Below are 26,861 nucleotides of genomic sequence, written 5' to 3' on the forward strand. Positions count from 1 at the left end.
GCGGCCCGTGGTCCGGCCGGCCGGCCCGCCGGACCACGGTGGAGCAGGTCAGCCGACGGAGGAGTAGGCGACGACGCCGCGCAGCATCGAGTCCACCGCCTTGCGGGCATTGCGCCGGACGGTGGAGGACTCCGGCGCGGCGGCGGCGAGCTGCCCCAGGACGTCGATGACCTGCTTGCACCAGCGCACGAAGTCGCCCGCGGGCATGTCCGCCTCGCGCAGCACCGCGTCGAGGCCGTGCCCCTCGGCCCACTGGTAGGCGGGCCAGGCGAAGCCGAGGTCGGGTTCGCGCTGGCCCACGCCCTCGGTCTGGCTGACGGCGTGCTGCTCCTCCAGGGCGTCCAGCCGGCCCCAGATGCGGACCATCTCCCCCAGCGCCGCCTTGGCGCGGCCGCCGGGCAGGGCGGGCGGCAGGGCGTCGTCGGGCGTGCGCGCCTCGTACACCAGGGCCGAGGCGCAGGCGGCCAGCTCGGAGGGCGGCAGCCCCTCCCACACGCTTTCCCGAAGGCACTCGGCGGCCAGCAGGTCCAGCTCGCCGTAGAGCCGGGCCAGCCGCTTGCCGTCCTCGGTGACCTTGTCGCCGTCCAGGTACTCCAGGTCCGAGAGCAGCGCGTAGACGCGGTCGAAGGTGCGGGCGATGGTGTTGGTGCGGCCCTCGATGCGGCGTTCCAGCTGGCGGGTGTCCCGCTTGAGCCGGTAGTAGCGCTCGGCCCAGCGGGCGTGGTCCTCGCGCTCGTCGCAGCCGTGGCAGGGGTGGCGGCGGATGGCGGTGCGCAGCCGGGTGATCTCGGCGTCGTCGTGCGCGGCCGAGCGCTGCCGCCCGCGGCGGTGGGAGGGCTTCCCGTCGTACCCGGCCGCCCCGGCCCTGGTGCGCAGGGCGCTGGCGAGGTCCCGGCGCGACTGGGGGCTGCGCGGGTTGAACGACTTGGGGATGCGCATGCGGTCCAGCGCCTCGACCGGGACGGGGAAGTCGATGCCCGCCAGCCGCTTGACCTGCCGCTGTGCCGTGAGGACGAGGGGCCGCGGGCCGTCGTGGTGGTCGAACTGCCGGTGGCCGGGGGTGCGTCCGCCCGGCGCGCCGGGGTCCAGCACGAGCGCGAGCCCCGCGAACTTGCCCGTGGGCACGTGGATGATGTCGCCCGGCCGCAGTTTCTCCAGGGCGGCGGAGGCCTGGGCCCGGCGCTGGGCGGCGCCCTGCTTGGCGAGTTCGGTCTCGCGGTCCTTGAGCTCCCGGCGCAGCCGCCCGTACTCGGCGAAGTCCCCGAGGTGGCAGGTCATGGACTCCTTGTAGCCCTCCAGGCCCTCCTCGTTGCGCTGGACCTGGCGCGAGATGCCCACCACGGAGCGGTCGGCCTGGAACTGGGCGAAGGACGTCTCCAGCAGCTCGCGGCTGCGGTGCCGACCGAACTGCTCGACGAGGTTGACGGCCATGTTGTACGAGGGCTTGAAGGACGAGCGCAGCGGGTAGGTGCGCGTCCCGGCGAGCCCGGCGACGGCCTCCGGGTCCATGCCGCGCTGCCACAGCACCACGGCGTGGCCCTCGATGTCGATGCCGCGCCGCCCGGCGCGCCCGGTGAGCTGGGTGTACTCGCCGGGGGTGATGTCGGCGTGCTGCTCGCCGTTCCACTTGACGAGCTTCTCCAGCACCACGGAGCGGGCGGGCATGTTGATGCCCAGGGCGAGCGTCTCGGTGGCGAAGACCGCCTTGACCAGACCCTGGACGAACAGCTCCTCGACGACTTCCTTGAAGGTGGGGAGCATGCCCGCGTGGTGGGCGGCGATGCCCCGCTGGAGGCCTTCCAGCCACTCGAAGTACCCGAGGACGTGCAGGTCCTCGTCGGGGATGGCGGCGGTGCGCTCCTCGACGATCTGCCGCACCCTGGCCTGGGCGGCGGCGTCGTTGAGCCGCAGCCCGGCGACGAGGCACTGCTGCACGGCGGCCTCGCAGCCGGCCCGGCTGAAGATGAACGTGATGGCGGGCAGCAGGCCCTCGGCGTCGAGCTTGTCGATGACCTCGGGACGGCTGGGAATCCAGATCCGGCGCCGCTGGCGGCGCTCGCGCTCCCGGTCGGCCTCCCGCCTGGGCCCGCGCCGGTCGCGCAGCCCGTTCGGGCGGCTGTTCTCCATCCGCACCATGCGGACGAGGTCGGGGTTGACGGCCCGTCTGCCGGACTTCTCCTCGAAGAGGTCGTAGAGGCGGCGCCCGGCGAGCACGTGCTGCCACAGCGGGACCGGCCGGTGCTCGGAGACGATCACCTGGGTGTCGCCGCGGACGGTGTCGAGCCAGTCCCCGAACTCCTCGGCGTTGGACACGGTGGCCGAGAGGGACACCAGCGTCACCGAGTCGGGGAGGTGGATGATGACCTCCTCCCAGACCGCGCCGCGGAAGCGGTCGGAGAGGTAGTGCACCTCGTCCATCACCACGTGGCCGAGCCCCCGCAGCGTCTGGGAACCCGCGTAGAGCATGTTGCGCAGGACCTCGGTGGTCATGACGACGACCGGGGCCTCGGCGTTGATGCTGTTGTCGCCGGTCAGCAGCCCGACCTTGTCGGACCCGTACCGGCGCGCCAGGTCCGAGAACTTCTGGTTGGACAGCGCCTTGATCGGCGTGGTGTAGAAGCACTTGCGGCCCTGCGTGAGGGCCAGGTGGACGGCGAACTCGCCGACGATCGTCTTGCCGGAGCCGGTGGGCGCGGCCACCAGGACACCCTTGCCGGCCTCCAGTGCCCGGCAGGCGTCGAGCTGGAACGGGTCCAGCTCGAAGTCGTACATCTCTCGGAAGGGTGCGAGCGCGGTGGCCTCCTCGGCGGCCCGCAGGCGCGCGGCGGCGTAACGCTCAGCAGGGGACATGTCCTCGCTCATCGTGTCTCCGAGCCTACCGGCCGACGCTGACAGCGCGCGATCATTTCATCGGCCCGCACCCAGGCCCGGCTGCACGGCACCCCGCCCGCCTCCCGCACCCGGCCCGCGCCGGCGCGTCCGGCCGCGGGCACGCCCGGCGCTCTCGTCAGGTGGCGTCGTCGAAGCCGCCGCGCGGTCCGCCGTCGCGCGGTGCGCCGTCGGACTGCTCGGGCAGCAGGGAGCTGGCCGTGACGGGCTCGGGGGCGAGGTCGAGCTCGGACGCCTCGTCGTCCGCGAGCCCCACGTCCCGGTCCCGGGACGCCCGGCGCCGGTCGTTGAGGAGGGAGAAGCCGACGGCGGCGAAGTACAGGGTGGTGATCGGGGCCGCGAGAGCGACCATGGAGAGCGGGTCGGTGGGCGTGACCATGGCGGAGAAGAGCGAGATGCACAGCACCATCGCGCGCCACCAGCCGAACATGCGCTTCCCGGTGAGGACGCCGCCGATGTTCAGCAGAATCAGGATCAGCGGCAGCTGGAAGGCGAGGCCGAAGGCCACGACGAGCTTCACCGAGATGTCGATCATGTCGTCGACGGTGATGATGTTCATCGTTCCGTCCATGCTGAAGTTCAGCAGGACGGGGATGGCGTGCGGCAGGATCCAGTGCGCGAGGAGCGCACCGGTCAGGAAGAGCGGGGTGCCCGCGGCGACGACCGACAGGGCGTACTTCTTCTCGTTCCGGTGCAGACCCGGCGCCAGGAACGCCCACATCTGGTACAGCCACACGGGCGCCGCGGCGACCAGGGCGGCGATGAGCGAGACCTTGACGTACGTGGTGAAGGGCGAGGTCAGGCCCGTCTGCGCGAGGATCGGGCAGGGCCGGTCCATGGCCGCCGCCTCGGCCTCCGTCTCACAGACCGGCACCGGGTCGGTGATGAACTCGCCGATGTCCTTGGCGAAGAACATCGCGGCGATCATCAGCGGCACGATGGCCAGGAGCGCCTTGACGAGGCGATTACGCAGCTCGCGCAGGTGTTCGACAAGAGGCATCCGCCCCTCGGGGTCCTTGGGTGCCTTGTTGCGGGCGGACTTGAGCAACCCACGTCCTCATCTCATGGGCAGCGGCCACCGGGGCTCGCCTGCCGGAACCGGTCCCTCGTCGAGGGGTGTCGAGAAGCCGCCGGGCCGACATCGCGTCGGCGCCGGGCCAGGTGTGACGCGGAGCGCGCTCAGCTCTGCGAGGTGTGCCTGGGCTCCTCGACGGGCCGGGAGCTGGTGACGTCGCCGGGGGCGGCCTGGATGGTGCGCGGGGCGGACTCCGCGGACTCGGCGCGGCCGGCGTCCTTGTCCTTGTCGCCCTTGTCGCCGTCCTTCTTCATCTGCGAAGCCTCGCTCTTGAGGATCCGCATCGACTTGCCGAGGGCGCGGGCGGTGTCGGGGAGCCGCTTGGCACCGAACAGCAGCACGACCAGACCAATGATGATCAGGAGCTGCCAGACGCCGATGTTACCGGGCATGAGTGCCTACCTTTTCCGCCGAGGCCACGACTACGTTCCGGTGTGGTGGTCGTTCGCGATTCCACCACACCGTCCGAGAGGCCATGGTAACGCTCGGGGGTGAACCCCCGGCAATGCCCGCGCGACGGACCGGTTGCGGCTCGCCCGCCGCCCGGCTCCCGGCGCGGGCCCCGGCTCCCCCCGGCCCCGCGGGCTCGGCCGCCCGGCCGCCGGTCAGCGCGGCGGGACGGAACCGGTGCGGGCGGCCAGCGGCAGCGCGGCCCGCTCCAGCTCCTCGGTGGCCCGCGTGATCCGCTCCGCGCTGTCGCCCACCGCGCGCGACAACCTGCGGACCTCGACCGCCACCCGGACGGCGAGCACCCCCAGCACGGCTGTTCCGCAGAAGGCGAGCGCGACGAAGAACATGGGCCAGAGCATGGGGGCGAGCGTAGTGCACCCCCGGCGGCCCGCGTCCGGCCCGGGCCCGCTCACGTGGCGGTACCGCTCAGGGCGGTGACCCCGCGCCGCCCCGGGCCTCAGCCCCCGTAGGCGGCCAGCGCGGCGCCGGCCGCGCCGCGGGCGCTGTCGGCCAGCTCCGGCGGGGAGACGATGCGCCCGTCGGCGCCGAGCCGCAGCGCCAGCCGGCGCAGCGAGGCCGGGTCCGGTGTGCGCAAGGTGATCCGCAGCCCGCCGTCGGGCAGTTCCTCGGCGCTGTCGTGGGGCCAGTACTCGGCCACCCACCGGCCGCGCGGGCCCACCTCGACGACGACCTCCGGGTCCTCGGCGGCCGGCTGCACCAGGCCCTCGGACAGGTCGCGCGGCGTCACCGGGGGCGGGTCGGCCGCCTGGTCGAGCAGCCGGATCTCCGCGACCCGGTCCAGCCGGAACGTCCGGCGGGCCTCGGAGAGCCGGCACCAGGCCTCCAGGTAGGTGCGGCCGACGACGAACAGCCGGATCGGGTCGACCTCCCGCTCGGTCAGCTCGTCGCGGGCCGGGGAGTAGTAGCGCAACCACAGCCGGCGTCGCTCGGCCAGGGCGCGGTCGACGTCCGCGAAGACGCCGCCCTCCGACTCGAAGGTGACCGTCAGACGGGAGCTGGCCCGGGCGTTCTCGCCCGCGGCCTCCTCCAGCTTGGCGGTCGCCCGCAGCAGGGCCTGCCGGTCGCCCTCGCGCAGCCCGGGCAGGGTGGCGACGGCACGGGCGGCCACCAGCAGCGCGGTCGCCTCGTCGGCCGCCAGGCGCAGCGGCTTACCGCCGGAGTCGACGGCCTCGGCGTTGTGCCACCAGATGTGCTCGCCGTCGGTGTCGATGTCCAGCAGGTCGCCGCCGCGGAAGCTGGTGCCGCACATGGGCAGGACCTGGAGGTCGGAGATCAGCTCGTCGGAGGTGATGCCGAAGGCGCGGGCGACGTCCGGCACCCGGGCGCCGGGGCGCTCGCGCAGATAGGTGACCAGCGAGAGCATGCGCCGGGTCTGGTCGATGGCGTTGGTGGCCATGGTGTCGCTCTCCTCAGCCCTTGGCGACGGCGCGCAGCCGGTCGACGACGTCCGCCCGCAGCTCGTCCGGCTCCAGGACGACGACGTCGGGGCCGAACTCCGCGAGCCAGGCGTCCAGCCCGTGCCCATAGGGAATCTCCAGCTCCTCCCAGCCGTCCCCGGTGTCCCGGGCCTCGGTGGCCCGGGCGCGCAGCGGGTAGCCGCAGCCCTGGCGGAGCCGGATGCGGGCGGTGGCGGTGGCGCTCTCCCCCGCCCAGCGCTCGACGGTCTCCCGGACGCGGACCTGGTCCGGGACCGGCGCGGTGTACGCGCCCGCCCGGGAGCGGACGGGGCCGGTGATCCGCGAGAGGCGGAAGACGCGCTCCGCGCGCCGGTCCCGGTCCCAGCCGGCCAGGTACCAGTGGCCGCGCCAGCACTCCAGGATCCACGGCTCGACCTGCCGCTTCGCGGGGTGGACCTCGGTGGCCTTGCGGTAGTGGAAGACGACCGGGCGGCGGTCGCGGCAGGCCAGCATGAGCGGCTCGAAGGCGGCGTCCTGCGCCGGGATGCGGGGCTCCAGGGCGCCGGAGGTGCCGTGGACGTCCTCGGTGAGCGGCATCCCGGCGGCGCGCAGCTTCTGCAGCGCGCCGCTGGCGGCTCCGGCCAGCCGGGCCTGCTGCCAGACCCGGGCGGCCAGCCCCAGGGCGGCGGCCTCGGCCGGGTCGAGGGTGATCGGCGGAAGCTGGTTGAGGTCGCGGCGGGCCTGGTAGGCGGCGTCGCCGTCGACGTTCTCGACGGTGTCGATGATCAGGCCGAGTTCCCGCAGGTCGTCCTTGTCACGCTCGAACATGCGGTTGAAGGCCTCGTCGCTCGCGGCCTCCAGGTAGGCCTCGATCGTGGACCGCAGCTCGCGCTTGGTCAGCGGCCGGCGCGTCCCCAGCAGGCACAGCGCCAGGTTCATCAGCCGCTCGGCCTTGGCAATGGCCATCGACGCCCTCTCTCTACCCCGCTCCCGAGCGATGACGGTACCGCTCCGTGAGCGCGGAGGCCAAACGCCGCCGGACGGGTGACCGAACGGCGGACGGCCGGTCCGTTCCCCGCCCGGGGGCGGGGAACGGACCGGCCGTCGAGGGCGTTCTGTCGCCGCGTCAGAGCCGGGCCCGGACGCGGGGTCAGACGCCGACGAGGTCGCAGACGAAGATCAGCGTCTCGTTGGGGGCGATCCGGCCGCCGCCCGCGCCGTGCTCGCCGTAGGCGAGGTGCGGCGGGATGGTGAGCCGACGGCGGCCGCCGACCTTCATGCCCTGCACACCCTGGTCCCAGCCGGGGATGACCTGGCCGATGCCGAGCTGGAACTGCAGCGGCTTGCCGCGGTTCCAGGAGGCGTCGAACTCCTCGCCGGTGCTGAAGGAGACGCCCACGTAGTGCACGGAGACGGTGTCCCCGGCCTTGGCCTCCGGGCCGTCGCCCTCCCAGATGTCGACGGACTCCAGCTCGGCCGGCGGCTCGCCCTCGGGGAAGTCGACCTCCGGCTTGTCGATGTTCACGAAACTGCTCCTTGAGAAATTGACGGGCGGATGCCCAGTGGGGGGCGTCAGACGGTGGCGAGGATGTCCACGCTGAAGACGAGCGTGGCCCCGCCCGGGATGTCGCCCGTGCCCTGATCACCGTAACCCAGGTCCGGCGGGACGACGATCAGCACCCTGCTGCCCGTCTTCTTTCCGGTCAGGCCCTGCCGCCAGCCGGGGACGACCCGGTCGAGGCTGAACTGCGCGAGCGCCTCGCGGGTGTAGGTGGAGTCGAACTCCTTGCCACCGTCCCACAGCACGCCCTTGTACTGGACGAGCACCGCGTCGGTCTCGGCGACCTCGTGGCCCTCGCCCTCCAGGACGTAGGTGGACACGAGCTCCTTCGGCGGCTCCGCGCCCTCGGGAAGCGTGATGGCGGGCGCCTTGCCGTCGGTGTTCGTCCCGACCTTCGGCAGGTCCACGTTGTCCTGGGCCACCTCGGTGCCCTGCGCGGAGCTCTTGCCGTTGTACGCCTGGACGACGTCCACGACGAAGACGAGCGTGTCGTCGCCCTCGATGCCCGCCTGCGGCTGACCGGTCTCGCCGTAGCCGTACTTCGGCGGGATGGCGAGCTGGACGCGGTCGCCCACCTTCTTGCCGACGAGCACCTGGTCCCAGGCGGGGATGAGCCGGCCGACGCCGATCTGGGAGACGGCCGGCCTGCCGCGGTCGTAGGAGTTGTCGAACACCTCGGCGGTGTCCCAGATCTGGCCGAGGTAGTCGAACTCCATGTAGTCGCCCTGGGCAACGGTGGCGCCCGACCCGGCCACGCGCACCTGCACGGCGATGTCGGAGGACGGATCGCCGGTCCCCTTGGCCACGGTGGGCTTCTCGCCGAACTTCTTGCCCTTGGTGATCTCCGGGAGGGGGCCGTCGACGATCTTCCCCGTGGGCGCCGGCTCCGGGCTCCCGTCCGTGGCGCTGGGGCTCGGGCTCACGTCGTCCGCCTCGCCGCCGCCTCCGTCACCGTCGTCACCGCAGGCGGCGAGGGAGAGCAGACCGGCAGGGAGGGCAAGCAGTACGGATCGTCGGCGCACGTCGGACCTCGTTCGGGTTGGGGGGTGCATTCCAGTGCGCGCCACTCTACGGGCCGGGCCGGACCGTGCACCCGTGGTGTGCGCGGTCCGGCCCGGCCCGGACGAACTCGTCGGCTACATCCCGGCGATCAGCTTCTCCACCCGCTCGTCCACCGCACGGAACGGGTCCTTGCACAGCACGGTGCGCTGGGCCTGGTCGTTCAGCTTGAGGTGGACCCAGTCCACCGTGAAGTCCCGCCGCTGCTCCTGCGCGCGGCGGATGAAGTCGCCGCGGAGCCGGGCGCGGGTGGTCTGCGGGGGCACCGACTTGGCCTCGAAGATCTTGAGGTCGTCGCACACCCGTTTGGCCTGCCCCTTGCGCTCCAGCAGGTAGTAGAGGCCCCGACGGCGGTGGATGTCGTGGTAGGCGAGGTCTATCTGCGCGACCCGGGGGTGCGACATGGTGAGGTCGTGCTTGGCCCGGTACCGCTCCAGGAGCCGGTACTTCATCACCCAGTCGATCTCGGTGTCGACCCGGTCCAGCTCCTGGGTGCGGACGGCCTCCAGCGCCCGCCCCCACAGCTCCAGCACCTGTTCGACCAGGCCGGTGCGGATGCCCCGGCGGTCGCAGAAGTCGGCGGCCTTGTCGAAGTACTCCTGCTGGATCTCCAGGGCCGAGGCCTCCCGGCCGCTGGCCAGGCGCACCTTGCGCTGGCCGGTGATGTCGTGGCTCACCTCGCGGATGGCCCGGATCGGGTTCTCCAGGGTGAGGTCCCGCATCACGGTGCCGGCCTCGATCATCCGCAGCACCAGGTCCGTCGCGCCGACCTTGAGCAGCATCGTCGTCTCGGACATGTTGGAGTCGCCGACGATGACGTGCAGCCTGCGGTAGCGCTCGGCGTCGGCGTGCGGCTCGTCGCGGGTGTTGATGATGGGGCGCGAGCGGGTCGTCGCCGAGCTGACGCCCTCCCAGATGTGCTCGGCACGCTGGCTCACGCAGTACACGGCGCCGCGCGGTGTCTGGAGCACCTTGCCCGCACCGCAGACGAGCTGCCGCGTGACGAGGAAGGGGATCAGCACGTCCGCGAGGCGGGAGAACTCCCCGTGCCGGGCCACGAGGTAGTTCTCGTGGCAGCCGTAGGAGTTCCCGGCGGAGTCGGTGTTGTTCTTGAACAGGTAGACGTCGCCGGCGATGCCCTCCTCGTGCAGGCGGCGTTCGGCGTCGACGAGCAGCCCCTCGAGGATCCGCTCACCGGCCTTGTCGTGGGTGACCAGTTCGACCACGCTGTCGCACTCCGGAGTGGCGTACTCCGGGTGCGAACCCACGTCGAGGTAGAGACGGGCACCGTTACGAAGGAAGACGTTGCTGCTGCGGCCCCAGGACACGACACGGCGGAAGAGGTACCGCGCCACCTCGTCAGGGGACAGCCGCCGCTGACCCCGGAACGTACATGTGACGCCGTACTCGTTCTCCAGCCCGAAGATTCGGCGATCCATGAGTGAACATTACGCCTGATGCCCCGATCTGAAACCGGGATCCGCCGCACCGTTCCGATCATTTTCTCCGCCGGTCACCTGGGGTGACGGTGAGGGGCCGACGGCCGCCGGGCCCGGGACCGCCCGCGCCGGGCTCTCCAGGGCCCGCCGGGTGAACGCCAGCACCGCGAAGGCCGCCAGTCCGCCGGCCCCGGGGACGAGGAACCCGCCCGCGGAGCCGCCCCACTCGATCGCCGGTCCCACGACAGCAGTCCCCAGTGCCGCGCCCACCCCGAAGACGGTCACCAGCCAGGAGAACGCCTCGGTGACCGTGCCGCTCGGCGCGTGCCGGTCGACGACGACGAAGGCGCAGGTCAGGGCAGGGGCCAGGAAGAGCCCGGCCCCGCACGCGAGGACGGTCATCGCGACCGGGCCCGGCACCAGGGCCAGCGGGAGGTAGCCCAGTGCCAGCAGGCCGGACAGGGCGCGCAGCCGCCCCTCCGGGCCGCCGGGCCAGGGCCGGGCGCCGTAGGCGAGGCCGCCCACCAGCGCGCCGAAGCCGATGCCGGACATGATCAGCGCGTAGACGAGGTCACCGCCGCCCACCTCGTCGGCGTAGGCCACGGCGGCCACGGTGATCGAGCCGAGCGAGACGCCGACGCACAGGAACGAACCGAGCAGCGCGAGGAGCCCGGACGAGCGCAGGGCACCCAGCCAGTGCGCTTCCCGGGGCTCGCTGCGCCAGGCCCGGGAGGGCGGGGAGACGACGACGGACAGTGCGCCGAGCACCCCGACGGCGTTGATGACGAGCAGGGCACCGGCCTCCGACCACAGCGCGACCGCCAGCGTCACCAGGAGCGGCCCGACGGTGAACATGACCTCCTGGGCCACCGAGTCCAGCGCGTAGGCCGTGTGCACCCGTCGCCGGTCGCGCAGGACGCTGGGCCACAGCGCCCGCAGTCCGCCCTCCAGCGGCGGGGTGAAGACGCCGGCCACGAGGACGGCGGCGAGCGCGGCGGGCAGCGGCTCGATGCCGAGGGCGGCGAAGGCGGCCATGCCGAGCGCCGAGACCACGGCGGCGGGCAGCATGACCCGGAGCTGGCCGTACAGGTCGACGGCGCGGCCCAGGAGCGGCTGCCCTACGGCGGTGGCGAGACCGTAGACGGTGGCCAGGACCCCGGCGAGGGTGTAGCTCGCGCCCTCGGCCCGGGAGAAGAGCACGATGGCGATGTGGGCGGTGGCGTTCGGCAGCCGTCCGACGAGCGTTCCGGTGAGGAGCCGTACCGCGTGTCTGGCGCGCAGCAGCTCGGCGTAGCCCGTCGCCATGGGGCGGCTCCTTCTCGCTGAGGTCTCGCTGATGTCTCGCCGGTGCGCGGGGTCCACGGGACGAGCGCCTGATCAGTTTTACGTATAACGTGACGGCGTCATACGTACCATGGCCGCTGTCCACGAGTCCATCCCGACAGGTCGGCCGGGCCCGCGCGGCCCAGGACGGAGAATCGCGCCGTGACCGCTGCCCGCCACCGGCCGACCAGCCGCGACGTCGCCAGGACGGCCGGGGTGTCCCAGGCGACGGTCTCCCTCGTCCTGCGGGACAAGTGGCCCGGCCGGGTCTCGCCCGCCACCGCCGAGAGCGTGCGCGCGGCCGCCCGGGAGCTGGGCTACCGCCCCAACCTCACCGCCCGCAGCCTGCGGCTGGGACGCACCCGCACCGCGCTGCTCGTCGTCCCCGCCCTCACCAACGAGTTCTTCGCCCGCGTCTACACCGGCGCGGCCCGGGTGGCCGCCGAACACGACGTCGGCGTCGTCCTGTACCCCTCGCCCGAGGGCATCGGCCCCGCCCGGGACCCGTTCGAGTCCGCGCGGACCAGCCTGGACGGCGTCCTCGCCTCCTCCATGGCGGCCGAGGCGCTCAGCGCGCTGCGCCACGACGGGCTGCCCCTCGTCATGCTCGACAGCGGCCCGGGCGCACCCGACGAGCCCGCCACCGCCGCGACCGTCAACCCGGACCTGGCCGACGGCATGCGGCAGACGGCCGAGCACCTCCTCGGCCTGGGCCACCGGCATCTGGCCCATCTGACGGCGGGCATCGCGAGCTGGACCTTCGACCAGCGCGCCCGGGCCCTGGACACGGCCGTGGCCCGGGCGGCGGGGCGGGAGCGGGCCGTCCGGCTGACCCGCACGGCCGCACCCGAGCTCACCGTCACCGGCGGGCTGCACGCCGCCGAGCGGCTCCTGGCGGCCTCCCCCCGGCCCACCGCCCTCGTCTGCGACGACGACCTGCTGGCCGCCGGCGCCTGCAAGGCCGCCCGGCGCCTGGGTCTGCGCATCCCCCAGGACGTCTCGGTGACCGGCTTCGACGACCTGGCGCTGGCCACCGCCGTCGAGCCGGAGCTGACCACCGTGCGGCTGCCCGGTGAGGAGCTGGGCGCGGCCGGCATGCGGGCGCTACTCGCCGTGCTGGACGGCCGGACGCCGGAGGCCGCGGTACTGCCCGTCCAGCTCGTCCCCCGGGGCTCCTCCGGGCCCTGCACGGCCCGCTGAGGGCTGCCGCCTGCACCCTCGGCCCCGACGGGGAACGCGGGCCGGAGACGGCGGTGCCCCGGCGGTCGTGACCGCCGGGGCACCGCCGTCTCCGGCCCGCACCCGAGGGGCGGGGCGTGGCGTCAGCTCGCGTCGTCGTCCTCGGAGGCCCCCGAGGACCCCGAGGACCCCGAGGACCCCGAAGAGCCGGAGGAGTCCGAGGACCCCGAGGACGAGGAACCCCGGCCCGGCTCGCCCCCGGACTCCCCGGTGCTCGACGCGCTTCCGGCCGCCTCGCCCGCCTCCGCCGCGGGCCGCTCCAGCAGCTCGGTGAGCCTGCTGCCGAGAACGCGCCGGAACTTGCGCTGCTGCGGGCGGCCGCGGTCCAGGACGGCGACCTCCAGCTGGTCGGCCGTGAGGGTGCGCTCGCTGCCGTTGCTGTCGCGGCCGAGCGCCTCGACGGCCAGCCGCAGGGCCTCACCCAGCGTCATGTCGTCGCGCTGGCGGCTGCCGAGGTAGGTGCCGATCTGGTCGGAGTTGCCGCCCACCGCGACCGAGCCGTGCTCGTCGACGATCGAGCCGTCGTGCGGCAGCCGGTAGATCTGGTCGTCCTGCGGGGCGGCGCCCACCTCCGCGACGATCAGCTCCACCTCGTAGGGCTTCTCCCCCGCGCTGGAGAAGATCGTGCCCAGCGTCTGGGCGTAGACGTTCGCCAGCCCGCGGGCCGTCACGTCGTCGCGGTCGTAGGTGTAGCCGCGCAGGTCGGCGTAGCGCACGCCGCCGATGCGCAGGTTCTCGAACTCGTTGTACTTGCCGACCGCCGCGAAGGCGATGCGGTCGTAGATCTCGCTGACCTTGTGCAGGGCGCGCGAGGGGTTCTCGGCGACGAACACGATGCCGTCGGCGTACTGCAGCACGACCACGCTGCGGCCCCGCGCGATGCCCTTGCGGGCGTACTCCGCACGGTCGGCCATGGCCTGCTGGGGTGAGACGTAGAACGGTGTGGACACCGGCGTTCCCGTTCCTTCCTGGGCTTAGAGAACCGGGGCCTGGGGCCCGTCGGGGTATTGCAGACGGCCTTCGTGGACGGCCCGGGCGAGCTCGGAGACCTCCGCCTCGGTCAGCCGCCGGTAGCCCTCGTCGTTGATAACCGCGACGACCGGGTAGATCCGCCGCACGAGGTCGGGGCCGCCGGTGGCCGAGTCGTCGTCGGCGGCGTCGTAGAGCGCCTGGACGACGACGGTGGACGCCTCCCGCTCGGAGAGGTCGGCGCGGTGCAGCTTCTTCAGCGAGCCCCGGGCGAACACCGAACCCGAGCCCACGGCCGCGAAGCCCGGCTCCTCGGAGCGGCCGCCGGTCACGTCGTACGAGAAGACGCGCCCCCTGCGCCGCTCCTGGTCGTACCCGGCGAACAGCGGGACGACGGCCAGCCCCTGCATGGCCATGCCCAGGTGGCCGCGGATCATCGCGGAGAGCCGGTTCGCCTTGCCCTCCAGCGAGAGCTGCGTCCCCTCCACCTTCTCGAAGTGCTCCAGCTCCAGCTGGAAGAGCTTGACCATCTCGACCGCCAGCCCGGCCGTCCCCGCGATGCCCACCGCCGAGTACTCGTCGGCCGGGAACACCTTCTCGATGTCGCGCTGCGCGATCATGTTGCCCATCGTCGCCCGGCGGTCACCGGCGAGCACCACGCCGCCGGGGAACGTCACCGCGACGATCGTCGTGCCGTGGGGCGCTTCCACGGCCCCCTGCACCGGGGGCAGCGGCCGGTTGCCGGGGAGCTGGTCCGGCGCGTGCTCGGCCAGGAAGTCCAGGAACGAGGACGAGCCGGGCGTCAGGAAGGCAGCCGGCAGACGCCCGGTGCTACGAGTGTTGGCTTCCACGCGTTTCCTTCCGGGTTGGCGTTCGCCCGGCGCGGCGCGCCGGGTCCCTCTGTGCATGTGTGCCGGGTACCGGACCGTCGCCGGAGCGGCACTCCCCGGACCCTACCCGGCGCATGATCGCGATCCACATGAGTTCCCGGGGAACCGGGCGGAGCCGGAAAGCGGTTCGCGTGTCCGGCCGGGAGCGTGGCGGCGGGCGGCGCGCCCCCGCGGCGCCGGGAAGCCCGGCGCCGCGGCGGCAGCGCCGCCGCACGCCCATCCGGCACGGCCGGGCGTGCCGGACCGGCCTCCTACTCGCCGCCCTTCTGGACGAACGACCGCACGAAATCCTCGGCGTTCTCCTCCAGGACGTCGTCGATCTCGTCCAGAACGGAGTCCACGTCGTCCGACAGCGCCTCCTGGCGCTCCTTGAGCTCCTCCGAGACCTGGGCGTCCTGCGCCTGCTCCTCGGTCTCCTCCGTCGTCCGGGTGGCCTTCTGCTGTCCGCCGCCGGTGTCCTTGGTCGCCACGTACCTCACCCCGCTCCGATTCGACGTTCAAGATCAGACCCTACAAGCAGGGACCGACATCGGCCCCTCGGTCGCTACAACGCCCGGTGGCCACCTCGATCATTCCCACGAATCCCCGGGTTTACCAGGGGTCGCCGCGACGTCATCGTCCGGAAAGGACCCGGACCAGGTCCTCGGCCGTGCGGCAGCGGTCCAGCAGCTCCTTGACGTGCTGCCGGGTGCCGCGCAGCGGCTCCAGGGTGGGCACCCGCTGCAGGGAGTCCCGGCCGGGCAGGTCGAAGATCACCGAGTCCCAGGAGGCCGCCGCGACGTCGTCCGCGTACTGCTCCAGGCACCGGCCCCGGAAGTAGGCGCGGGTGTCCTCCGGCGGCGTGCACTCGGCCTGCTCGACCTCGGCCTCGTCGAGGATGCGGGCCATCCTGCCGCGGGCCGCCAGCCGGTTGTAGAGGCCCTTGTCGGGCCGCACGTCGGCGTACTGGAGGTCCACCAGGTGCAGCCGCGCGGCGTCCCAGCCGAGCGCGTCCCGGCGCCGGTAGCCCTCCAGGATCTCCCGCTTGGCCACCCAGTCCAGCTCGCCGGCCAGGCTCATCGGGTCCCGCTCCAGCCGCGTGAGCGTGTTCTCCCAGCGGCTGAGCACGTCGGTGGTCTGCTCGTCCGCGTCCGCGCCCCAGCGGTCCTCGACGTACTTGCGGGCCAGCTCGTAGTACTCCATCTGGAGCTGCACCGCGGTGAGAGTGCGGCCGCTGCGGAGCGTGACCAGCCGTCGCAGGTCGGGATCGTGGCTGACCTGGTGGAGGGTGCGCACGGGCTGGTCGACGGCGAGGTCCACGGCGATGAAGCCGTCCTCGATCATGGCCAGGACCAGCGAGGTCGTCCCCAGCTTCAGATAGGTGGAGATCTCCGACAGGTTGGCGTCGCCGATGATCACATGCAGCCTGCGGTACTTCTCGGCGTCCGCGTGCGGCTCGTCGCGGGTGTTGATGATCGGCCGCTTGAGTGTCGTCTCCAGGCCGACCTCGACCTCGAAGTAGTCGGCCCGCTGGCTGATCTGGAAGCCGTGCTCGCTGCCGTCCTGGCCGAGCCCCACGCGCCCGGCCCCGGTGAACACCTGGCGCGAGACGAAGAAGGGCGTCAGGTGGCGCACGATGTCCGAGAACGGCGTCTCCCGGGTCATCAGGTAGTTCTCGTGGGTGCCGTAGGAGGCGCCCTTGTTGTCGGTGTTGTTCTTGTACAGGTGGATCGGCTGGGCCCCGGGCACCTCGGCGGCCCGTTCGGCGGCCTCGGCCATGATCCGCTCGCCCGCCTTGTCCCACAGGACGGCGTCCCGCGGGTTGGTGACCTCGGGAGCGCTGTACTCGGGGTGGGCGTGGTCGACGTACAGCCGCGCGCCGTTGGTGAGGATGACGTTGGCCAGCCCGATGTCCTCGTCCGTGAGCTGGCTGGCGTCGGCGGCCTCCCGGGCGAGGTCGAAGCCGCGCGCGTCCCGCAGCGGGTTCTCCTCCTCGAAGTCCCATCGGGCGCGGCGCGCCCGGTGCATCGCCGCCGCGTAGGCGTTGACGATCTGGGACGAGGTGAGCATGGCATTGGCGTTGGGATGCCCGGGGACGGAGATCCCGTACTCCGTCTCGATCCCCATCACGCGCCGTACGGTCATGCGGCCCTCCTTGCCCGGCGTCGGCCGCGGTCCGGCCGACGCTGACGTCCCGCTCGCGCGTCCCCACGCGCCGAGCGCGCGGTGCGGTGCGCGAGCGGTTCCCGGTGTCGTGCGCCGGTACGCCCGAGCCTAAAGGGCCCGGGGCCCGGTCGGGCGGTCGACGCGGAATCGCCCTCTCGGAAAACGTCCGGCTGCGGCAGCCCGGGCGGGCTGCCGCAGCCGGACGGTGTCGTCACTACAGGTACTGACCGGTGTTCGCCACCGTGTCGATGGAGCGCCCGGTGTCCGCGCCCTGCTTCCCGGTGACGAGCGTGCGGATGAAGACGATCCGCTCGCCCTTCTTGCCGGAGATGCGGGCCCAGTCGTCCGGGTTGGTGGTGTTGGGCAGGTCCTCGTTCTCCTTGAACTCGTCCACACAGGCGGCGAGCAGGTGGGAGACGCGCAGGCCCTTCTGGTCGTGGTCGAGGAAGGCCTTGATGGCCATCTTCTTCGCCCGGTCCACGATGTTCTGGATCATGGCGCCGGAGTTGAAGTCCTTGAAGTAGAGGACCTCCTTGTCACCGTTGGCATAGGTGACCTCCAGGAAGCGGTTCTCCTCGGACTCCGCGTACATCTGCTCGACGACCGACTGGATCATGCCGGCGACGGCGGCCTTGGGGTCCCCGCCGTGCTCGGCCAGGTCGTCAGCGTGGATCGGCAGCGAGGGCGTCAGGTACTTGGAGAAGATGTCCTTGGCGGCCTCGGCGTCCGGACGCTCGATCTTGATCTTCACGTCGAGCCGGCCCGGGCGCAGGATCGCCGGGTCGATCATGTCCTCGCGGTTGGAGGCACCGATGACGATGACGTTCTCCAGGCCCTCCACGCCGTCGATCTCGGAGAGGAGCTGGGGGACGATCGTGTTCTCCACGTCCGAGCTGACGCCGGAGCCGCGGGTGCGGAACAGCGAGTCCATCTCGTCGAAGAAGACGATGACGGGCGTGCCCTCGCCCGCCTTCTCCCGGGCCCGCTGGAAGACGAGGCGGATGTGCCGCTCCGTCTCACCGACGTACTTGTTGAGCAGCTCGGGGCCCTTGATGTTGAGGAAGTAGCTCTTCCCCGCCGGCTTGCCGGTGACCTCCGCGACCTTCTTGGCCAGCGAGTTGGCCACCGCCTTCGCGATGAGCGTCTTACCGCAGCCGGGCGGGCCGTAGAGCAGCACGCCCTTGGGCGGGCGCAGCTCGTGTTCCTTGAAGAGGTCCGGGTGGAGGTAGGGCAGCTCGACGGCGTCCCGGATCAGCTCGATCTGGCCGCCGAGACCGCCGATCTTGGCGTAGTCGATGTCCGGCACCTCTTCGAGGACCAGCTCCTCGACCTCGCTCTTGGGCACGATCTCGTACACGTACCCGGAGCGCGTCTCCAGCAGCAGGGCGTCACCCGCGCGCAGCGTGGTGCTCAGCAGCGGCTCCGCGAGCCGCACCACCCGCTCCTCGTCGGTGTGCCCGACCACCAGGGCACGTTCGCCGTCCTCAAGGACCTCTTTGAGGGTGACGATGTCACCGGCGCGCTCGAACTCCATGGCCTCGACCACGTTGAGCGCCTCGTTGAGCATCAGCTCCTGGCCCCGCTGGAGCTCACCGAGTTCGACGCTGGGGCTGACGTTGACCCGCAGCTTCCGTCCCCCGGTGAAGATGTCGGCCGTGCCGTCCTCGTTGGCCTGAAGGAACACGCCGAAACCGGCGGGCGGCTGGGCCAGCCGGTCGACCTCCTCCTTGAGGGCGACGATCTGGTCACGAGCCTCCCGGAGGGTGCCGGCGAGGCGTTCGTTCTGCGCGGAGACACCCGCGAGGTTGGTCTGCAGCTCGACGATCCGCTCCTCGAGAATCCGAGTGTGGCGCGGAGAGTCGGCGAGCTTGCGGCGCAGGACGGCGATCTCCTGCTCAAGATAGGCGACCTGGCCCTCGGGGTCTTCCGAACCCCGACCGGGCCGGGGGCCGCGGTTGATGTCGTCGTCGTGGGCTGCCACGGTCCTCACCTCCTCTGGGGGGAGCTGGACGCTTCCTGACCCTACCTGGGCCCGTGGTGGTTGAAACCCCTAGATCACAAAGACTGTCGGGGTGTGTCTGATCTTCACCCTTGCGCACTCCCTCACGCCAGGGGGATACCCACCCGCCAAACATCGCCAGATCACCGGCGGTATCGTCGGGGGCGTCAACACCCGTCAACGCGGGCATCCGTCAGTCGCGCCACGCAGAAACGGCAGGGGACATGACCGTACAGAACGAGACGGCCACCGGTGAGCTGGAAGTCTGGATCGACCAGGACCTGTGCACCGGGGACGGCATCTGCGCGCAGTACGCGCCGGAGGTCTTCGAGCTGGACATCGACGGCCTCGCCTACGTGAAGGGCGACGACGACGAGCTGCGCACCGAGGCGGGCGCCACCGTTCCGGTTCCGCTTCCGCTGCTGCGGGACGTCGCGGACTCGGCCAAGGAGTGCCCGGGCGACTGCATCCACGTCCGCCGGGTCACGGACGGCGTCGAGGTCTACGGCCCCGACGCCGGCTGAGCCCGCTCACCCGGCGGCGTCAGCGGCCAGGGCGGCCCGCCGGGTGAAGCCTCCGTCCCGCCACTCCCAGGTGACCTGGACTTCCTCGTCCGGGCAGCAACGGGGTACGTCGGGCGAGGAGTAGCCGTGCAGGGTGGCCGCTATCCGCCCGTCGCGCACGGCGAAGCCGTCCACGCTGTAGTGGTCGGCCGGTTCCACCAGCGCGGCGGCGATCCGCGGCTCGGCCTCGTCCCCCGGCGCACCCTTCCCGTGCGCGACGACGTACATGCCGCTCGGCGGGGTTCCGGTTCCGGTCGCGCAGCGGACGACGGCGACGGTCTCGGCGCGTCCGTCGGCGTCGAAGTCGGCCTCGCCGCGGTCGGTCACCTCCAGCTCCCAGGGGCCGCAGTCGACGGCGTAGCGCGCCCGCGTGGGATCGGGGCCGGGGCTGGGGGCGGCCGCTTCGCCGCCGGGGGCGGCGTCCGCGGGCTGGACCAGCGCGGCGGCGGCCACGAGGCCGGCGACGGCCGCGGCGGTCGCGAGCCAGTGCGTGGAACGGGAGTGGGTGTGCGGGAGGTCCGGGCCTGCCGTGGACTGCACGCGGGGTGACTCCTGTGAAAGCTGTGGCGCTGACGAGGTGCCAGCATCGTGCCACACGTCACAGCCGCCCGGAACGCCGAGGGGGGGGCCAAGACCGCGTAAAGGCGCGACGCCGGCCGGACGGACCGCGGGGTCCGTCCGGCCGGCGTCGCGCGGTCGTCTGTGGACGGGGGGGGGGGAGGTTCGGGGGCTACTGGCGGCCGCCGTCGCCCCGGGTGCCGCCCGGTCCGGTGTAGTCCTCGCCGTAGGCGCCCTTGGCCGGACGGCGGCGGCGCAGCGGCGGCTCGACGCCGTCGGCGAGGCGGCGGGCGGTGAGCAGGAACCCGGTGTGCCCGATCATGCGGTGGTCGGGACGTACCGCCAGGCCCTCGATGTGCCAGTTGCGGACCATGGTCTCCCAGGCCGCGGGCTCGTTGAACGTGCCGTGGTCGCGGATCGCCTCGACGGTGCGGGCGAGCTGGGTGGTGGTGGCGACGTAGGCGCACAGCAGCCCGCCGGGGACCAGCGCCTTGGAGACGGCGTCCAGGCACTCCCAGGGGGCGAGCATGTCGAGGATGACGCGGTCGACCTCGGTCTCGTCCAGGTGGTCCTGGAGGTCCCCGACGGTCAGCTTCCAGGCGGGGTGCGGCGAGCCGAAGTACCGCTCGACGTTCTGCCGGGCGATGTCCGCGAAGTCGGCGCGGCGCTCGTAGGAGTGGAGCATGCCCTGGTCGCCGATGGCCCGCAGCAGGAACATGCTGAGCGAGCCGGAGCCGACGCCCGCCTCGACGACGCGGGCGCCGGGGAAGATGTCGGCCATCGAGAGGATCTGGCCGGCGTCCTTGGGGTAGACGACGGCCGCTCCGCGCGGCATGGACAGGACGTAGTCGGGGAGCAGGGGGCGCAGCGCCAGGTAGGCGACGTTTCCAGTGGTTCGGACGACACTGCCTTCGGGAGCACCGATCAGCTCGTCGTGGGGGAAGGCTCCCTTGTGGGTGTGGAAGCTCTTCCCGGCCTCGAGCGTGATGGTGTAGTGGCGTCCCTTGGGGTCGGTGAGCTGGACCTGGTCCCCGACCTGGAAGGGCCCGCGACGGCGGGCGGCACCGGTCGGTTCGGACATGGCTGCCAGCCTAGTCGAGCGGGGCCCCGGCACCGAATCGAGGGCGGTCGGCCCGGTGCATTCCGGCGGCCCGGGGAGGGGTGGGCGACCGGCTGCGCGCGCCCCGGCGGCCGCTCCGGACGGCGCGCGCGCCGGGGCGGCCGCCGGGGTCAGTGCCGGGCGGGCTGCTTGCCCATGGCGGCCACGAAGGCCCGCTCCACGTCCGCGGTGGACAGGACGCCGTAGATCTCGCCCGTCTCCTCCACCACGAGGTACTCCGTCGCCGGGACGGCCCGCAGGTGGTCGAGCAGGTCCTCGCCGGAGAGCTCCGCGGAGACGCGCAGGTCGTCCGTGAGGTCCTGGGAGAGGCTCCCGGTGGTCACCCAGGGCCTGCGGTGGTCCGGTACGGAAACGATCCCGGCTTCCCGCACGACGCCGGTGGGCGCGCCCCGGCCGTCCACGACGACGAGGGCCCGCGCGCCGGACTCGTTGGCCCGGCGCAGCCCCTCCGACAGCGGCGTCTCCGCCGTGACCGGTACGGCCCGGCGGGTGAGTGCGCGGGCACTGAGCTCGGGCAGCCGGGCCCGCAGCCGCGCCATGCGCAGGCTGTTCCCGGCGCCGGTCCAGATGATGGCGGCGAGGATGGCGGCGAGCAGCGCGTCGGTGACGGAGCCGAGGCCGCCGCTGTCCTGGTCCCCGAGGCCGCCCGCGTGGGTGGCGAGGGGGAGGCCGATGAGCACGGTGACGGCCAGGGCGCGCCCGGTCCAGGCGGCGGCGACCGTGCCGGTCATGGGGCGGCCGCTGAGCTTCCAGACGACGGCGCGCAGCATGCGCCCGCCGTCCAGCGGCAGCCCGGGCAGCAGGTTGAAGGCGGCCACGATCAGGTTGGAGATCATCAGCCCGGCGAGCAGGACGCCGGGGATCGTGCGGGCCTCCACCCCGAGCAGCGCCAGGTAGAAGACGCCGCCCAGAACGAGGGAGAGGAGCGGCCCCACGAAGGCGAGCACGAACTCGCGGCCCGGCGTCTCGGACTCCTTCTCGATCTCCGAGACGCCGCCGAAGAACTGGAGCTGGATGCGGCGGACGGGCAGCCCGAAGCGCAGCGCCGCGACGGTGTGGGCCAGTTCGTGGACGAGCACGGAGGCGTAGAACGCGACGGCGAAGAACAGCGCGAGCAGATAGCGGCCGACGCCCAGGTCGGGCAGCACCCGGTCGAGCTGGCCGCCGAACACCCAGGTGATGAGGGCCGCGACGAGGAACCAGCTCGGGGCGACGTAGACCGGCACCCCGAACAGCCGTCCCATGAGGATGCCGCCGCCGCGCTCCCGGGGGCGCTTCACCGGCGGCCGCGCGTCCTGGCCGAACCCCTTCGGGGCGTGCTCGTCTGGCCGCCGCGGCCTCTCGCGCGGGGTGTCGCCGTCCCCGTTGCCACCCGTGTCTGCCACTGGTCCCCTCTGCTGCCGGTCCCGCACCGTGCGCCGTCCCGCGGTCCCGCGGGCGCCGGGGTGCTGCCATCGATGGTATGTGCCCGGATGTCGGTGGGGGGCCTTAGGGTCGTGCGACATGGGAACCCCCACCAGCCGTCCTGCCGTGCCCCCGCATTCGCTGTCGCCCTCCCGGGCGTCCGACTTCATGCGGTGCCCGTTGCTCTACCGCTTCCGGGTGATCGACAAACTGCCGCAGAAGCCGAACGCCGCGGCGGCGAAGGGCACGGTCGTCCACGCGGTGCTGGAGCGGCTCTTCGACGCCCCGGCCCCGGCCCGCACCGCGCACCGGGCGCGGGCGCTCGTCCCCGGAGAGTGGCAGCGGCTGCTGGAGCGGCGTCCCGAGCTGGCCGGGCTGTTCGCGGCCGACGGCCCCGGGGCAGCCGAGGAGCCGGGCGCGGCGGGGAGCGCCGCCGGGCCGGCCGTAGCGGCCGAGGGGGCCGATTCCGAGGCCGGGCCGCCGGGCGCCCCCGGCGCCGACGTGGACACGGAGGCGCTGGGACGCTGGCTGTCCGAGGCCGAGGCGCTGGTCGAGCGGTGGTTCACGCTGGAGGATCCGACGCGGCTGGAGCCCGCCGAGCGGGAGCTCTTCGTGGAGGTCCGGCTCGATTCCGGTTTGTGGCTGCGGGGCATCATCGACCGGGTGGACGTGGCGCCCACCGGTGAGGTGCGCATCGTCGACTACAAGACGGGGAAGGCGCCGCGGCCGGAGTACGCGGCCGAGGCGCTGTTCCAGATGAAGTTCTACGCCCTGGTCGTCTGGCGGCTCAAGGGCGTGGTGCCGCGGCGGCTCCAGCTCGTGTACCTGGGCAGCGGGGACGTCCTGACCTACGACCCGGACGCCGAGGAGCTCGCCGGTCTGGAGCGGAGGCTGCTGGCGCTGTGGGAGGCGATCGAGCGGGCCACCGAGTCCGGGGACTGGCGTCCGCGCCGCACGCCCCTGTGTTCGTGGTGCGATCACCAGGAGCACTGCCCCGAGTTCGGCGGCACTCCCCCGCCCTATCCGCTCGTCCTCCCGCTGCCCGAGCCCCGGCTGGCGGCGGAGGGTGCCGAGAGCACCGGGGGCGGCGCGGGCGGCCCTGCGCCGCCCGGCACGGACGGTTAGGCGAGAATGGGCGCGCGACCGTCGTCCGTCACCCGTGGAGGGGTTCCTGTGGCTGTTCGCGTTCTACTCGTCGATGACCAGCCGCTGCTACGCACCGGTTTCCGGATGATCCTGGAGGCCGAGCAGGACATCGCCGTCGTCGGGGAGGCCGGCGACGGCCAGCAGGCGCTGGAGCAGGTGCGCGCGCTGCAGCCCGACGTGGTGCTGATGGACATCCGGATGCCGCGGATGGACGGCGTCGAGGCGACCCGTCAGATCACCGGGCCGGCGAAGGACGGGCCCGCCAAGGTCCTCGTGCTGACGACGTTCGACCTCGACGAGTACGTGGTGGAGGCGCTGCGCGCGGGTGCCAGCGGCTTTCTGCTGAAGGACGCCCCGGCACAGGAACTGGTGCAGGCCATCCGGGTGGTGGCGGCCGGTGAGGCGATGCTGGCGCCCAGCATCACCCGGAGGCTGCTGGACAAGTACGCGGGCCACCTCCCCGCGGGCGAGGAACCGGTGCCCGACGCGCTGGGCTCGCTGACCGAGCGTGAGGTCGAGGTGCTGAAGCTGGTGGCCAAGGGCCTGTCGAACGCGGAGATCGCGGCGGACCTGTTCGTCAGCGAGACGACGGTCAAGACCCATGTGGGGCACGTGCTGACGAAGTTGGGGCTGCGGGACCGGGTGCAGGCGGCCGTCTACGCCTACGAGAGCGGGCTGGTCCGTCCCGGGACGCACTGAGCCCGGGGCCGGGGGCGCGGGGGCCGCGGGGCGTCCCGGCTCCCCGAACGTTCCGGCCCCCGAACGCCCCCCGAACCTTCCGCCCCGCAACGCGTCGAGCCCCGGGCTCCTCCGCGGTGCGGGGAGGGGCCCGGGGCTCCGGTGTCGGTACGCCGGTCAGTCCGTGGGGGTCTTGCGGATCTCCCAGAACCGGAAGACGGTCGAGGAGTCGAGCGTCCACTCCAGGCCGGAGATGCTCTCCTGGGCGACGGCGTACTGCTTGCCCTGCCACACGGGGAGCACCGGGAGCTCCTCGGCGACGATGTCCTGGATGGTGCCGAAGTCCTCCGTGGTGGCGGAGCGGCTGGACTGCGCGGCGGTGCGCGGCAGGAGGCTGCCGGTGATCTCCCCGGCGTCGTAGCGGTTGCCGAGGACGTTGCCGTCGCCGAAGAAGGGGGCGGTGAAGTTGTCGGCGTCCGGGTAGTCCGGCACCCAGCCCTTGACGTAGACGCCGTACTTGCCGGCGGCGATGTCCTTCTCGTACTGGTCGAGTTCGACGCTCTTCACGTCGGCCTCGAACAGGCCGCTGGCGTTGAGCTGCTCGGCGATGGCGGCGAGCTCCTCGTCCGTCTGCGCGCCGTAGCGCACGGGTGTGGACCAGAGCGTGAGCCGCACCGGTTCGCTGATGCCCTCGGACTCCAGCGCCTTCCTGGCCTTCTCCGGCTGCGGACGCTGCCCGTAGCGGTCGAAGAAGGCGGTGTTGTGGCCGGTGATGCCGGCGGGGACGATCGAGTACAGCGGCTCGGCCGTGCGGGCGTACACGTCGCGCAGCAGGGTGGAGCGGTCCAGCAGGTAGGCGATCGCCTGTCGGACGCCGAGCTTCCCGGCCACCGGGTGGTCGTGGTTGAAGACGAGGTGGTGGACCTCGGCGCTGGTGCCCTGGACGACCTGGATGTCGGTCTGCGCGCTGGTGGTGCTGGCCTCGAGCTCGGCGATGTCCTCGGTGGCCAGGTGCCGGTAGGCGAGGTCGACCCGCTCGCTCTGTACGGCTTCCTTGAGCTTGGCGGGGTCGTCGAAGAACTTCATCGTCATGCCGGAGTTCTGCACCTCGGCGGAGCCCCGGTAGGAGGAGTTCGGTGTGAAGACGGCCTCCTTCGTCCCGAAGCTGTCCAGGGTGTAGACGCCGGAGCCCACGGCCTTGCCGTCGGTGCGCAGTGTGTCGGCCGGGTAGGCCCGGTGGTCGACGATGGAGCCGGCGCCGGAGGCGATCTTCTGCGGGAACGTCGCGTCGGAGGTGTTGAGATGGAAGACGACGGTCCGCTCGTCGGGTGTCTCGATGCTGTCGATGCTCTGCAGCATGATCGCCGGGCCGTCGGGATGGTCGATCTCCAGCGTCCGGTCGAAGGAGAACTTCACGTCCTTGGACGTGAGGGAGTTGCCGTTGCTGAACTCCAGCCCCTCCTTGAGGGTGCAGGTGAAGACCTTGCTGGCGCTGTCCCGGAACTCGCACTTCTCGGCGGCCTCGGGCTGCGGCTGGGTGCCGCCCTTGGGGAAGCTCAGAAGTGACTGGAACACGTTGTTGAAGACCAGCCATGAGCCGGGGTCGTATCCGGAGGCCGGGTCGACGAAGAGGACGTCGTCGGTCATCCCCATGACGATGGGCTCGCCCTGTCCCCCGGAGCCCCCGTCACCCGCTCCGCAGCCGCTCAGCAGGGCCGCCGTCAGCACCGCACTGGCCGGTAGCGCCACCCAGGTGGCCCGATTCCTCACACGCACGTTCTCACCTTGTCTTCGCATGCGGAGCCCGCCCTTGGTCCGGGGCCGGTCCGACTCGTCCGGCCCCCGGTGGATCCGGGTCGGTGGGGGCCGGAGGCAGACATTAGTAGTTAGTGGTCAGGGCACTTGACCAGGGAAGCACGGCGGGCGATAGCGCAGCAGGGCACCGGGCGAGGTGATCCGATATCCGGACGGCGGAGCGTATCGGGTGTAGCGGAACAGATCCGGGCATTCACTCGGAGAGGCGAGGCCGATTACCCAGGCGTGAGCGGAATCCAACAACGGCGGCGGGGTGGGATGCGGTGAGAAACATCACGTAAAGCACCCCTGAAGCGGACGAATGGTTTCAGCCATGGTCACTTCAACCCGGGCGGGCCGACGGCTTCGCGGTGTCCGGGGCCGGGCGGGCCCGGGACACCGACGGGCGGTCACGCCCGGTGCGTGAGCTTGACCAGGGAGCGCAGGAACGAGAGGTCGACCTCCTCCAGCGAGGTCACCAGCGTCCGGCCGGCGGCCGGCTCGATGGGGGACACCGACGGCACGGCGACGACCTGACAGCCGGCCGTCTCCGCGGCGGTGACCCCGGTGTGGGTGTCCTCCACGACGACGCACCGGTGCGGCTCCGCCCCCACGTGACGGGCGGCCGTGAGGTAGGGCTCGGGGTGGGGCTTGGTCCGCTCGACCTCGTCGCCCGCGACCGTCACCGCGAAGTGCTCGGGGCCGAGAGCGCGCAGGATGCCGTCCATGATGCGCCGGTGCGTGGCCGAGACCAGCGCCGTGGGCACCTCGTGCGCGGCCAGCTCGGTGAGCAGTCTGCGCGCCCCGGGCATGAGCGGCACGTCACCGTTGACGCGCTCCTCGAACTTGGTGTTGAGCAGCACGGACAGCTCCGGGACCGTGATGTCGGCCCCGGTGACCTTGATGAGGTAGGCGGCGCTGCGGGTCATCGGCCCGCCGACCACCACCTCGCGGTGCTCGTCCCCGAGGACGTGCCCCAGCTCGGCGAAGACCTCCACCTCCGCCTCCCACCAGAAGCCCTCGGTGTCGACCAGGGTGCCGTCCATGTCGAGGAAGACGGCCTGCAGGGCCGAGCCGTCGGCCGGGCGCGTGGCGAGAGCGGGGATCGAGCTGGTCATCCGCGAACCTCCGTGAGACACGAC

At 72.4% G+C, this 26,861-nt stretch carries 24 protein-coding genes; 4 read left to right on the forward strand and 20 right to left on the reverse strand.

Translation table 11 applies throughout. The features are described 5' to 3' along the window. Nucleotides 1–48: 48 nt before the first annotated feature. From O7609_RS01595 to O7609_RS01640, 10 genes are all read right to left on the reverse strand, one after another. Complete coding sequence (locus tag O7609_RS01595) at nucleotides 49–2,862, reverse strand: DEAD/DEAH box helicase (protein ID WP_269733112.1); 2,814 nt, start codon at nucleotides 2,860–2,862, stop codon at nucleotides 49–51. Nucleotides 2,863–3,007: 145 nt separating this feature from the next. Then, on the reverse strand, nucleotides 3,008–3,937 hold the full coding sequence (gene tatC / locus O7609_RS01600) for a twin-arginine translocase subunit TatC (RefSeq protein WP_269742966.1): 930 nt from the start codon (nucleotides 3,935–3,937) through the stop codon (nucleotides 3,008–3,010). Nucleotides 3,938–4,068: 131 nt separating this feature from the next. Further along, a complete protein-coding gene (tatA, locus tag O7609_RS01605; protein ID WP_269733114.1) occupies nucleotides 4,069–4,356 on the reverse strand; it encodes a Sec-independent protein translocase subunit TatA in 288 nt (95 codons plus the stop codon). Nucleotides 4,357–4,569: 213 nt separating this feature from the next. Beyond that, nucleotides 4,570–4,773: a hypothetical protein gene (locus O7609_RS01610; protein ID WP_219092630.1), complete on the reverse strand. Its 204-nt coding sequence runs from the start codon at nucleotides 4,771–4,773 to the stop codon at nucleotides 4,570–4,572. A gap of 98 nt (nucleotides 4,774–4,871) precedes the next feature. After that, the gene (locus O7609_RS01615; RefSeq protein ID WP_269733115.1) at nucleotides 4,872–5,831 is read right to left on the reverse strand and encodes a helix-turn-helix transcriptional regulator; all 960 of its coding nucleotides are present in this window, start codon (nucleotides 5,829–5,831) and stop codon (nucleotides 4,872–4,874) included. 13 nt (nucleotides 5,832–5,844) lie between these two features. Further along, complete coding sequence (locus O7609_RS01620) at nucleotides 5,845–6,798, reverse strand: helix-turn-helix transcriptional regulator (protein WP_269733116.1); 954 nt, start codon at nucleotides 6,796–6,798, stop codon at nucleotides 5,845–5,847. Between the two features lie 184 nt (nucleotides 6,799–6,982). Then, nucleotides 6,983–7,357, reverse strand: a complete 375-nt coding sequence (locus O7609_RS01625) for an FKBP-type peptidyl-prolyl cis-trans isomerase (protein WP_269733117.1) — start codon at nucleotides 7,355–7,357, stop codon at nucleotides 6,983–6,985. A 47-nt stretch (nucleotides 7,358–7,404) separates the two neighbouring features. Then, nucleotides 7,405–8,415 (reverse strand): FKBP-type peptidyl-prolyl cis-trans isomerase, encoded by a 1,011-nt coding sequence (locus tag O7609_RS01630; protein WP_269742967.1) that lies wholly within the window; start codon nucleotides 8,413–8,415, stop codon nucleotides 7,405–7,407. 114 nt (nucleotides 8,416–8,529) lie between these two features. After that, entirely contained in the window at nucleotides 8,530–9,891 is a 1,362-nt protein-coding gene (pafA, locus tag O7609_RS01635; RefSeq protein ID WP_219092635.1) for a Pup--protein ligase, read from the reverse strand. 9 nt (nucleotides 9,892–9,900) lie between these two features. Then, entirely contained in the window at nucleotides 9,901–11,196 is a 1,296-nt protein-coding gene (locus tag O7609_RS01640) for an MFS transporter (RefSeq protein ID WP_269742968.1), read from the reverse strand. Nucleotides 11,197–11,376: 180 nt separating this feature from the next. On the opposite strand from O7609_RS01640, the gene O7609_RS01645 reads away from it, so the two are divergent. Beyond that, nucleotides 11,377–12,414, forward strand: a complete 1,038-nt coding sequence (locus O7609_RS01645; RefSeq protein ID WP_269742969.1) for a LacI family DNA-binding transcriptional regulator — start codon at nucleotides 11,377–11,379, stop codon at nucleotides 12,412–12,414. Between the two features lie 122 nt (nucleotides 12,415–12,536). On the opposite strand, the gene prcA is transcribed toward O7609_RS01645, so the two are convergent. From prcA to arc, 5 genes are all read right to left on the reverse strand, one after another. Then, the gene (gene prcA / locus O7609_RS01650; RefSeq protein WP_269742970.1) at nucleotides 12,537–13,403 is read right to left on the reverse strand and encodes a proteasome subunit alpha; all 867 of its coding nucleotides are present in this window, start codon (nucleotides 13,401–13,403) and stop codon (nucleotides 12,537–12,539) included. Nucleotides 13,404–13,427: 24 nt separating this feature from the next. After that, complete coding sequence (prcB, locus tag O7609_RS01655; protein WP_269733122.1) at nucleotides 13,428–14,273, reverse strand: proteasome subunit beta; 846 nt, start codon at nucleotides 14,271–14,273, stop codon at nucleotides 13,428–13,430. 290 nt (nucleotides 14,274–14,563) lie between these two features. Continuing rightward, nucleotides 14,564–14,782 (reverse strand): ubiquitin-like protein Pup, encoded by a 219-nt coding sequence (locus O7609_RS01660; protein WP_219092640.1) that lies wholly within the window; start codon nucleotides 14,780–14,782, stop codon nucleotides 14,564–14,566. A 142-nt stretch (nucleotides 14,783–14,924) separates the two neighbouring features. Beyond that, nucleotides 14,925–16,436, reverse strand: a complete 1,512-nt coding sequence (gene dop, locus O7609_RS01665) for a depupylase/deamidase Dop (RefSeq protein ID WP_443072003.1) — start codon at nucleotides 16,434–16,436, stop codon at nucleotides 14,925–14,927. Nucleotides 16,437–16,671: 235 nt separating this feature from the next. Then, a complete protein-coding gene (gene arc, locus O7609_RS01670; RefSeq protein WP_269733123.1) occupies nucleotides 16,672–18,438 on the reverse strand; it encodes a proteasome ATPase in 1,767 nt (588 codons plus the stop codon). Between the two features lie 242 nt (nucleotides 18,439–18,680). Between arc and O7609_RS01675 the strand changes: the two genes are divergently transcribed. After that, the gene (locus O7609_RS01675) at nucleotides 18,681–18,980 is read left to right on the forward strand and encodes a ferredoxin (protein ID WP_269733124.1); all 300 of its coding nucleotides are present in this window, start codon (nucleotides 18,681–18,683) and stop codon (nucleotides 18,978–18,980) included. A gap of 6 nt (nucleotides 18,981–18,986) precedes the next feature. On the opposite strand, the gene O7609_RS01680 is transcribed toward O7609_RS01675, so the two are convergent. From O7609_RS01680 to O7609_RS01690, 3 genes are all read right to left on the reverse strand, one after another. Beyond that, a complete protein-coding gene (locus O7609_RS01680; RefSeq protein ID WP_269733125.1) occupies nucleotides 18,987–19,559 on the reverse strand; it encodes a hypothetical protein in 573 nt (190 codons plus the stop codon). Nucleotides 19,560–19,749: 190 nt separating this feature from the next. Further along, nucleotides 19,750–20,658 carry a tRNA (adenine-N1)-methyltransferase gene (locus O7609_RS01685; protein WP_219092644.1) on the reverse strand — a complete coding sequence of 303 codons (909 nt, stop codon included), beginning with the start codon at nucleotides 20,656–20,658 and terminating at the stop codon, nucleotides 19,750–19,752. Between the two features lie 149 nt (nucleotides 20,659–20,807). Further along, nucleotides 20,808–22,271: a site-2 protease family protein gene (locus O7609_RS01690; RefSeq protein ID WP_443072006.1), complete on the reverse strand. Its 1,464-nt coding sequence runs from the start codon at nucleotides 22,269–22,271 to the stop codon at nucleotides 20,808–20,810. Between O7609_RS01690 and O7609_RS01695 the strand changes: the two genes are divergently transcribed. Both O7609_RS01695 and O7609_RS01700 read left to right on the forward strand, forming a co-directional pair. Next, complete coding sequence (locus tag O7609_RS01695) at nucleotides 22,201–23,226, forward strand: RecB family exonuclease (protein WP_269733128.1); 1,026 nt, start codon at nucleotides 22,201–22,203, stop codon at nucleotides 23,224–23,226. The genes O7609_RS01690 and O7609_RS01695 overlap by 71 nt on opposite strands. Before the next feature lie 48 nt (nucleotides 23,227–23,274). Then, nucleotides 23,275–23,946: a response regulator gene (locus O7609_RS01700; RefSeq protein WP_219092646.1), complete on the forward strand. Its 672-nt coding sequence runs from the start codon at nucleotides 23,275–23,277 to the stop codon at nucleotides 23,944–23,946. A gap of 156 nt (nucleotides 23,947–24,102) precedes the next feature. On the opposite strand, the gene O7609_RS01705 is transcribed toward O7609_RS01700, so the two are convergent. Together O7609_RS01705 and O7609_RS01710 are read right to left on the reverse strand one after the other, a co-directional pair. Continuing rightward, on the reverse strand, nucleotides 24,103–25,695 hold the full coding sequence (locus O7609_RS01705) for an ABC transporter substrate-binding protein (protein ID WP_443072221.1): 1,593 nt from the start codon (nucleotides 25,693–25,695) through the stop codon (nucleotides 24,103–24,105). A gap of 434 nt (nucleotides 25,696–26,129) precedes the next feature. Then, nucleotides 26,130–26,837, reverse strand: coding sequence for an HAD family hydrolase (locus O7609_RS01710; RefSeq protein ID WP_269742972.1), 708 nt, complete (start codon nucleotides 26,835–26,837; stop codon nucleotides 26,130–26,132). Between the last annotated feature and the right edge of the window lie 24 nt (nucleotides 26,838–26,861).

The sequence above is a fragment of the Streptomyces sp. WMMC1477 genome (assembly GCF_027460245.1).
In the GTDB taxonomy this organism is placed as follows: domain Bacteria; phylum Actinomycetota; class Actinomycetes; order Streptomycetales; family Streptomycetaceae; genus Streptomyces.

Bases quoted from the DNA above. Each gene is read 5' to 3' on its own strand.
- O7609_RS01640 (WP_269742968.1), bottom strand. From the start codon at position 11,196: ATGGCGACGGGCTACGCCGAGCTGCTGCGCGCCAGACACGCGGTACGG.
- O7609_RS01610 (WP_219092630.1), bottom strand. From the start codon at position 4,773: ATGCTCTGGCCCATGTTCTTCGTCGCGCTCGCCTTCTGCGGAACAGCC.
- tatA (WP_269733114.1), bottom strand. From the start codon at position 4,356: ATGCCCGGTAACATCGGCGTCTGGCAGCTCCTGATCATCATTGGTCTG.
- O7609_RS01690 (WP_443072006.1), bottom strand. From the start codon at position 22,271: ATGAAGTCGGACGCCCGGGAGGGCGACAGCGAATGCGGGGGCACGGCA.
- O7609_RS01620 (WP_269733116.1), bottom strand. From the start codon at position 6,798: ATGGCCATTGCCAAGGCCGAGCGGCTGATGAACCTGGCGCTGTGCCTG.
- O7609_RS01595 (WP_269733112.1), bottom strand. From the start codon at position 2,862: ATGAGCGAGGACATGTCCCCTGCTGAGCGTTACGCCGCCGCGCGCCTG.
- O7609_RS01710 (WP_269742972.1), bottom strand. From the start codon at position 26,837: ATGACCAGCTCGATCCCCGCTCTCGCCACGCGCCCGGCCGACGGCTCG.
- O7609_RS01685 (WP_219092644.1), bottom strand. From the start codon at position 20,658: ATGTCCGAACCGACCGGTGCCGCCCGCCGTCGCGGGCCCTTCCAGGTC.
- pafA (WP_219092635.1), bottom strand. From the start codon at position 9,891: ATGGATCGCCGAATCTTCGGGCTGGAGAACGAGTACGGCGTCACATGT.
- O7609_RS01675 (WP_269733124.1), top strand. From the start codon at position 18,681: ATGACCGTACAGAACGAGACGGCCACCGGTGAGCTGGAAGTCTGGATC.
- dop (WP_443072003.1), bottom strand. From the start codon at position 16,436: ATGACCGTACGGCGCGTGATGGGGATCGAGACGGAGTACGGGATCTCC.
- O7609_RS01695 (WP_269733128.1), top strand. From the start codon at position 22,201: ATGGGAACCCCCACCAGCCGTCCTGCCGTGCCCCCGCATTCGCTGTCG.
- O7609_RS01615 (WP_269733115.1), bottom strand. From the start codon at position 5,831: ATGGCCACCAACGCCATCGACCAGACCCGGCGCATGCTCTCGCTGGTC.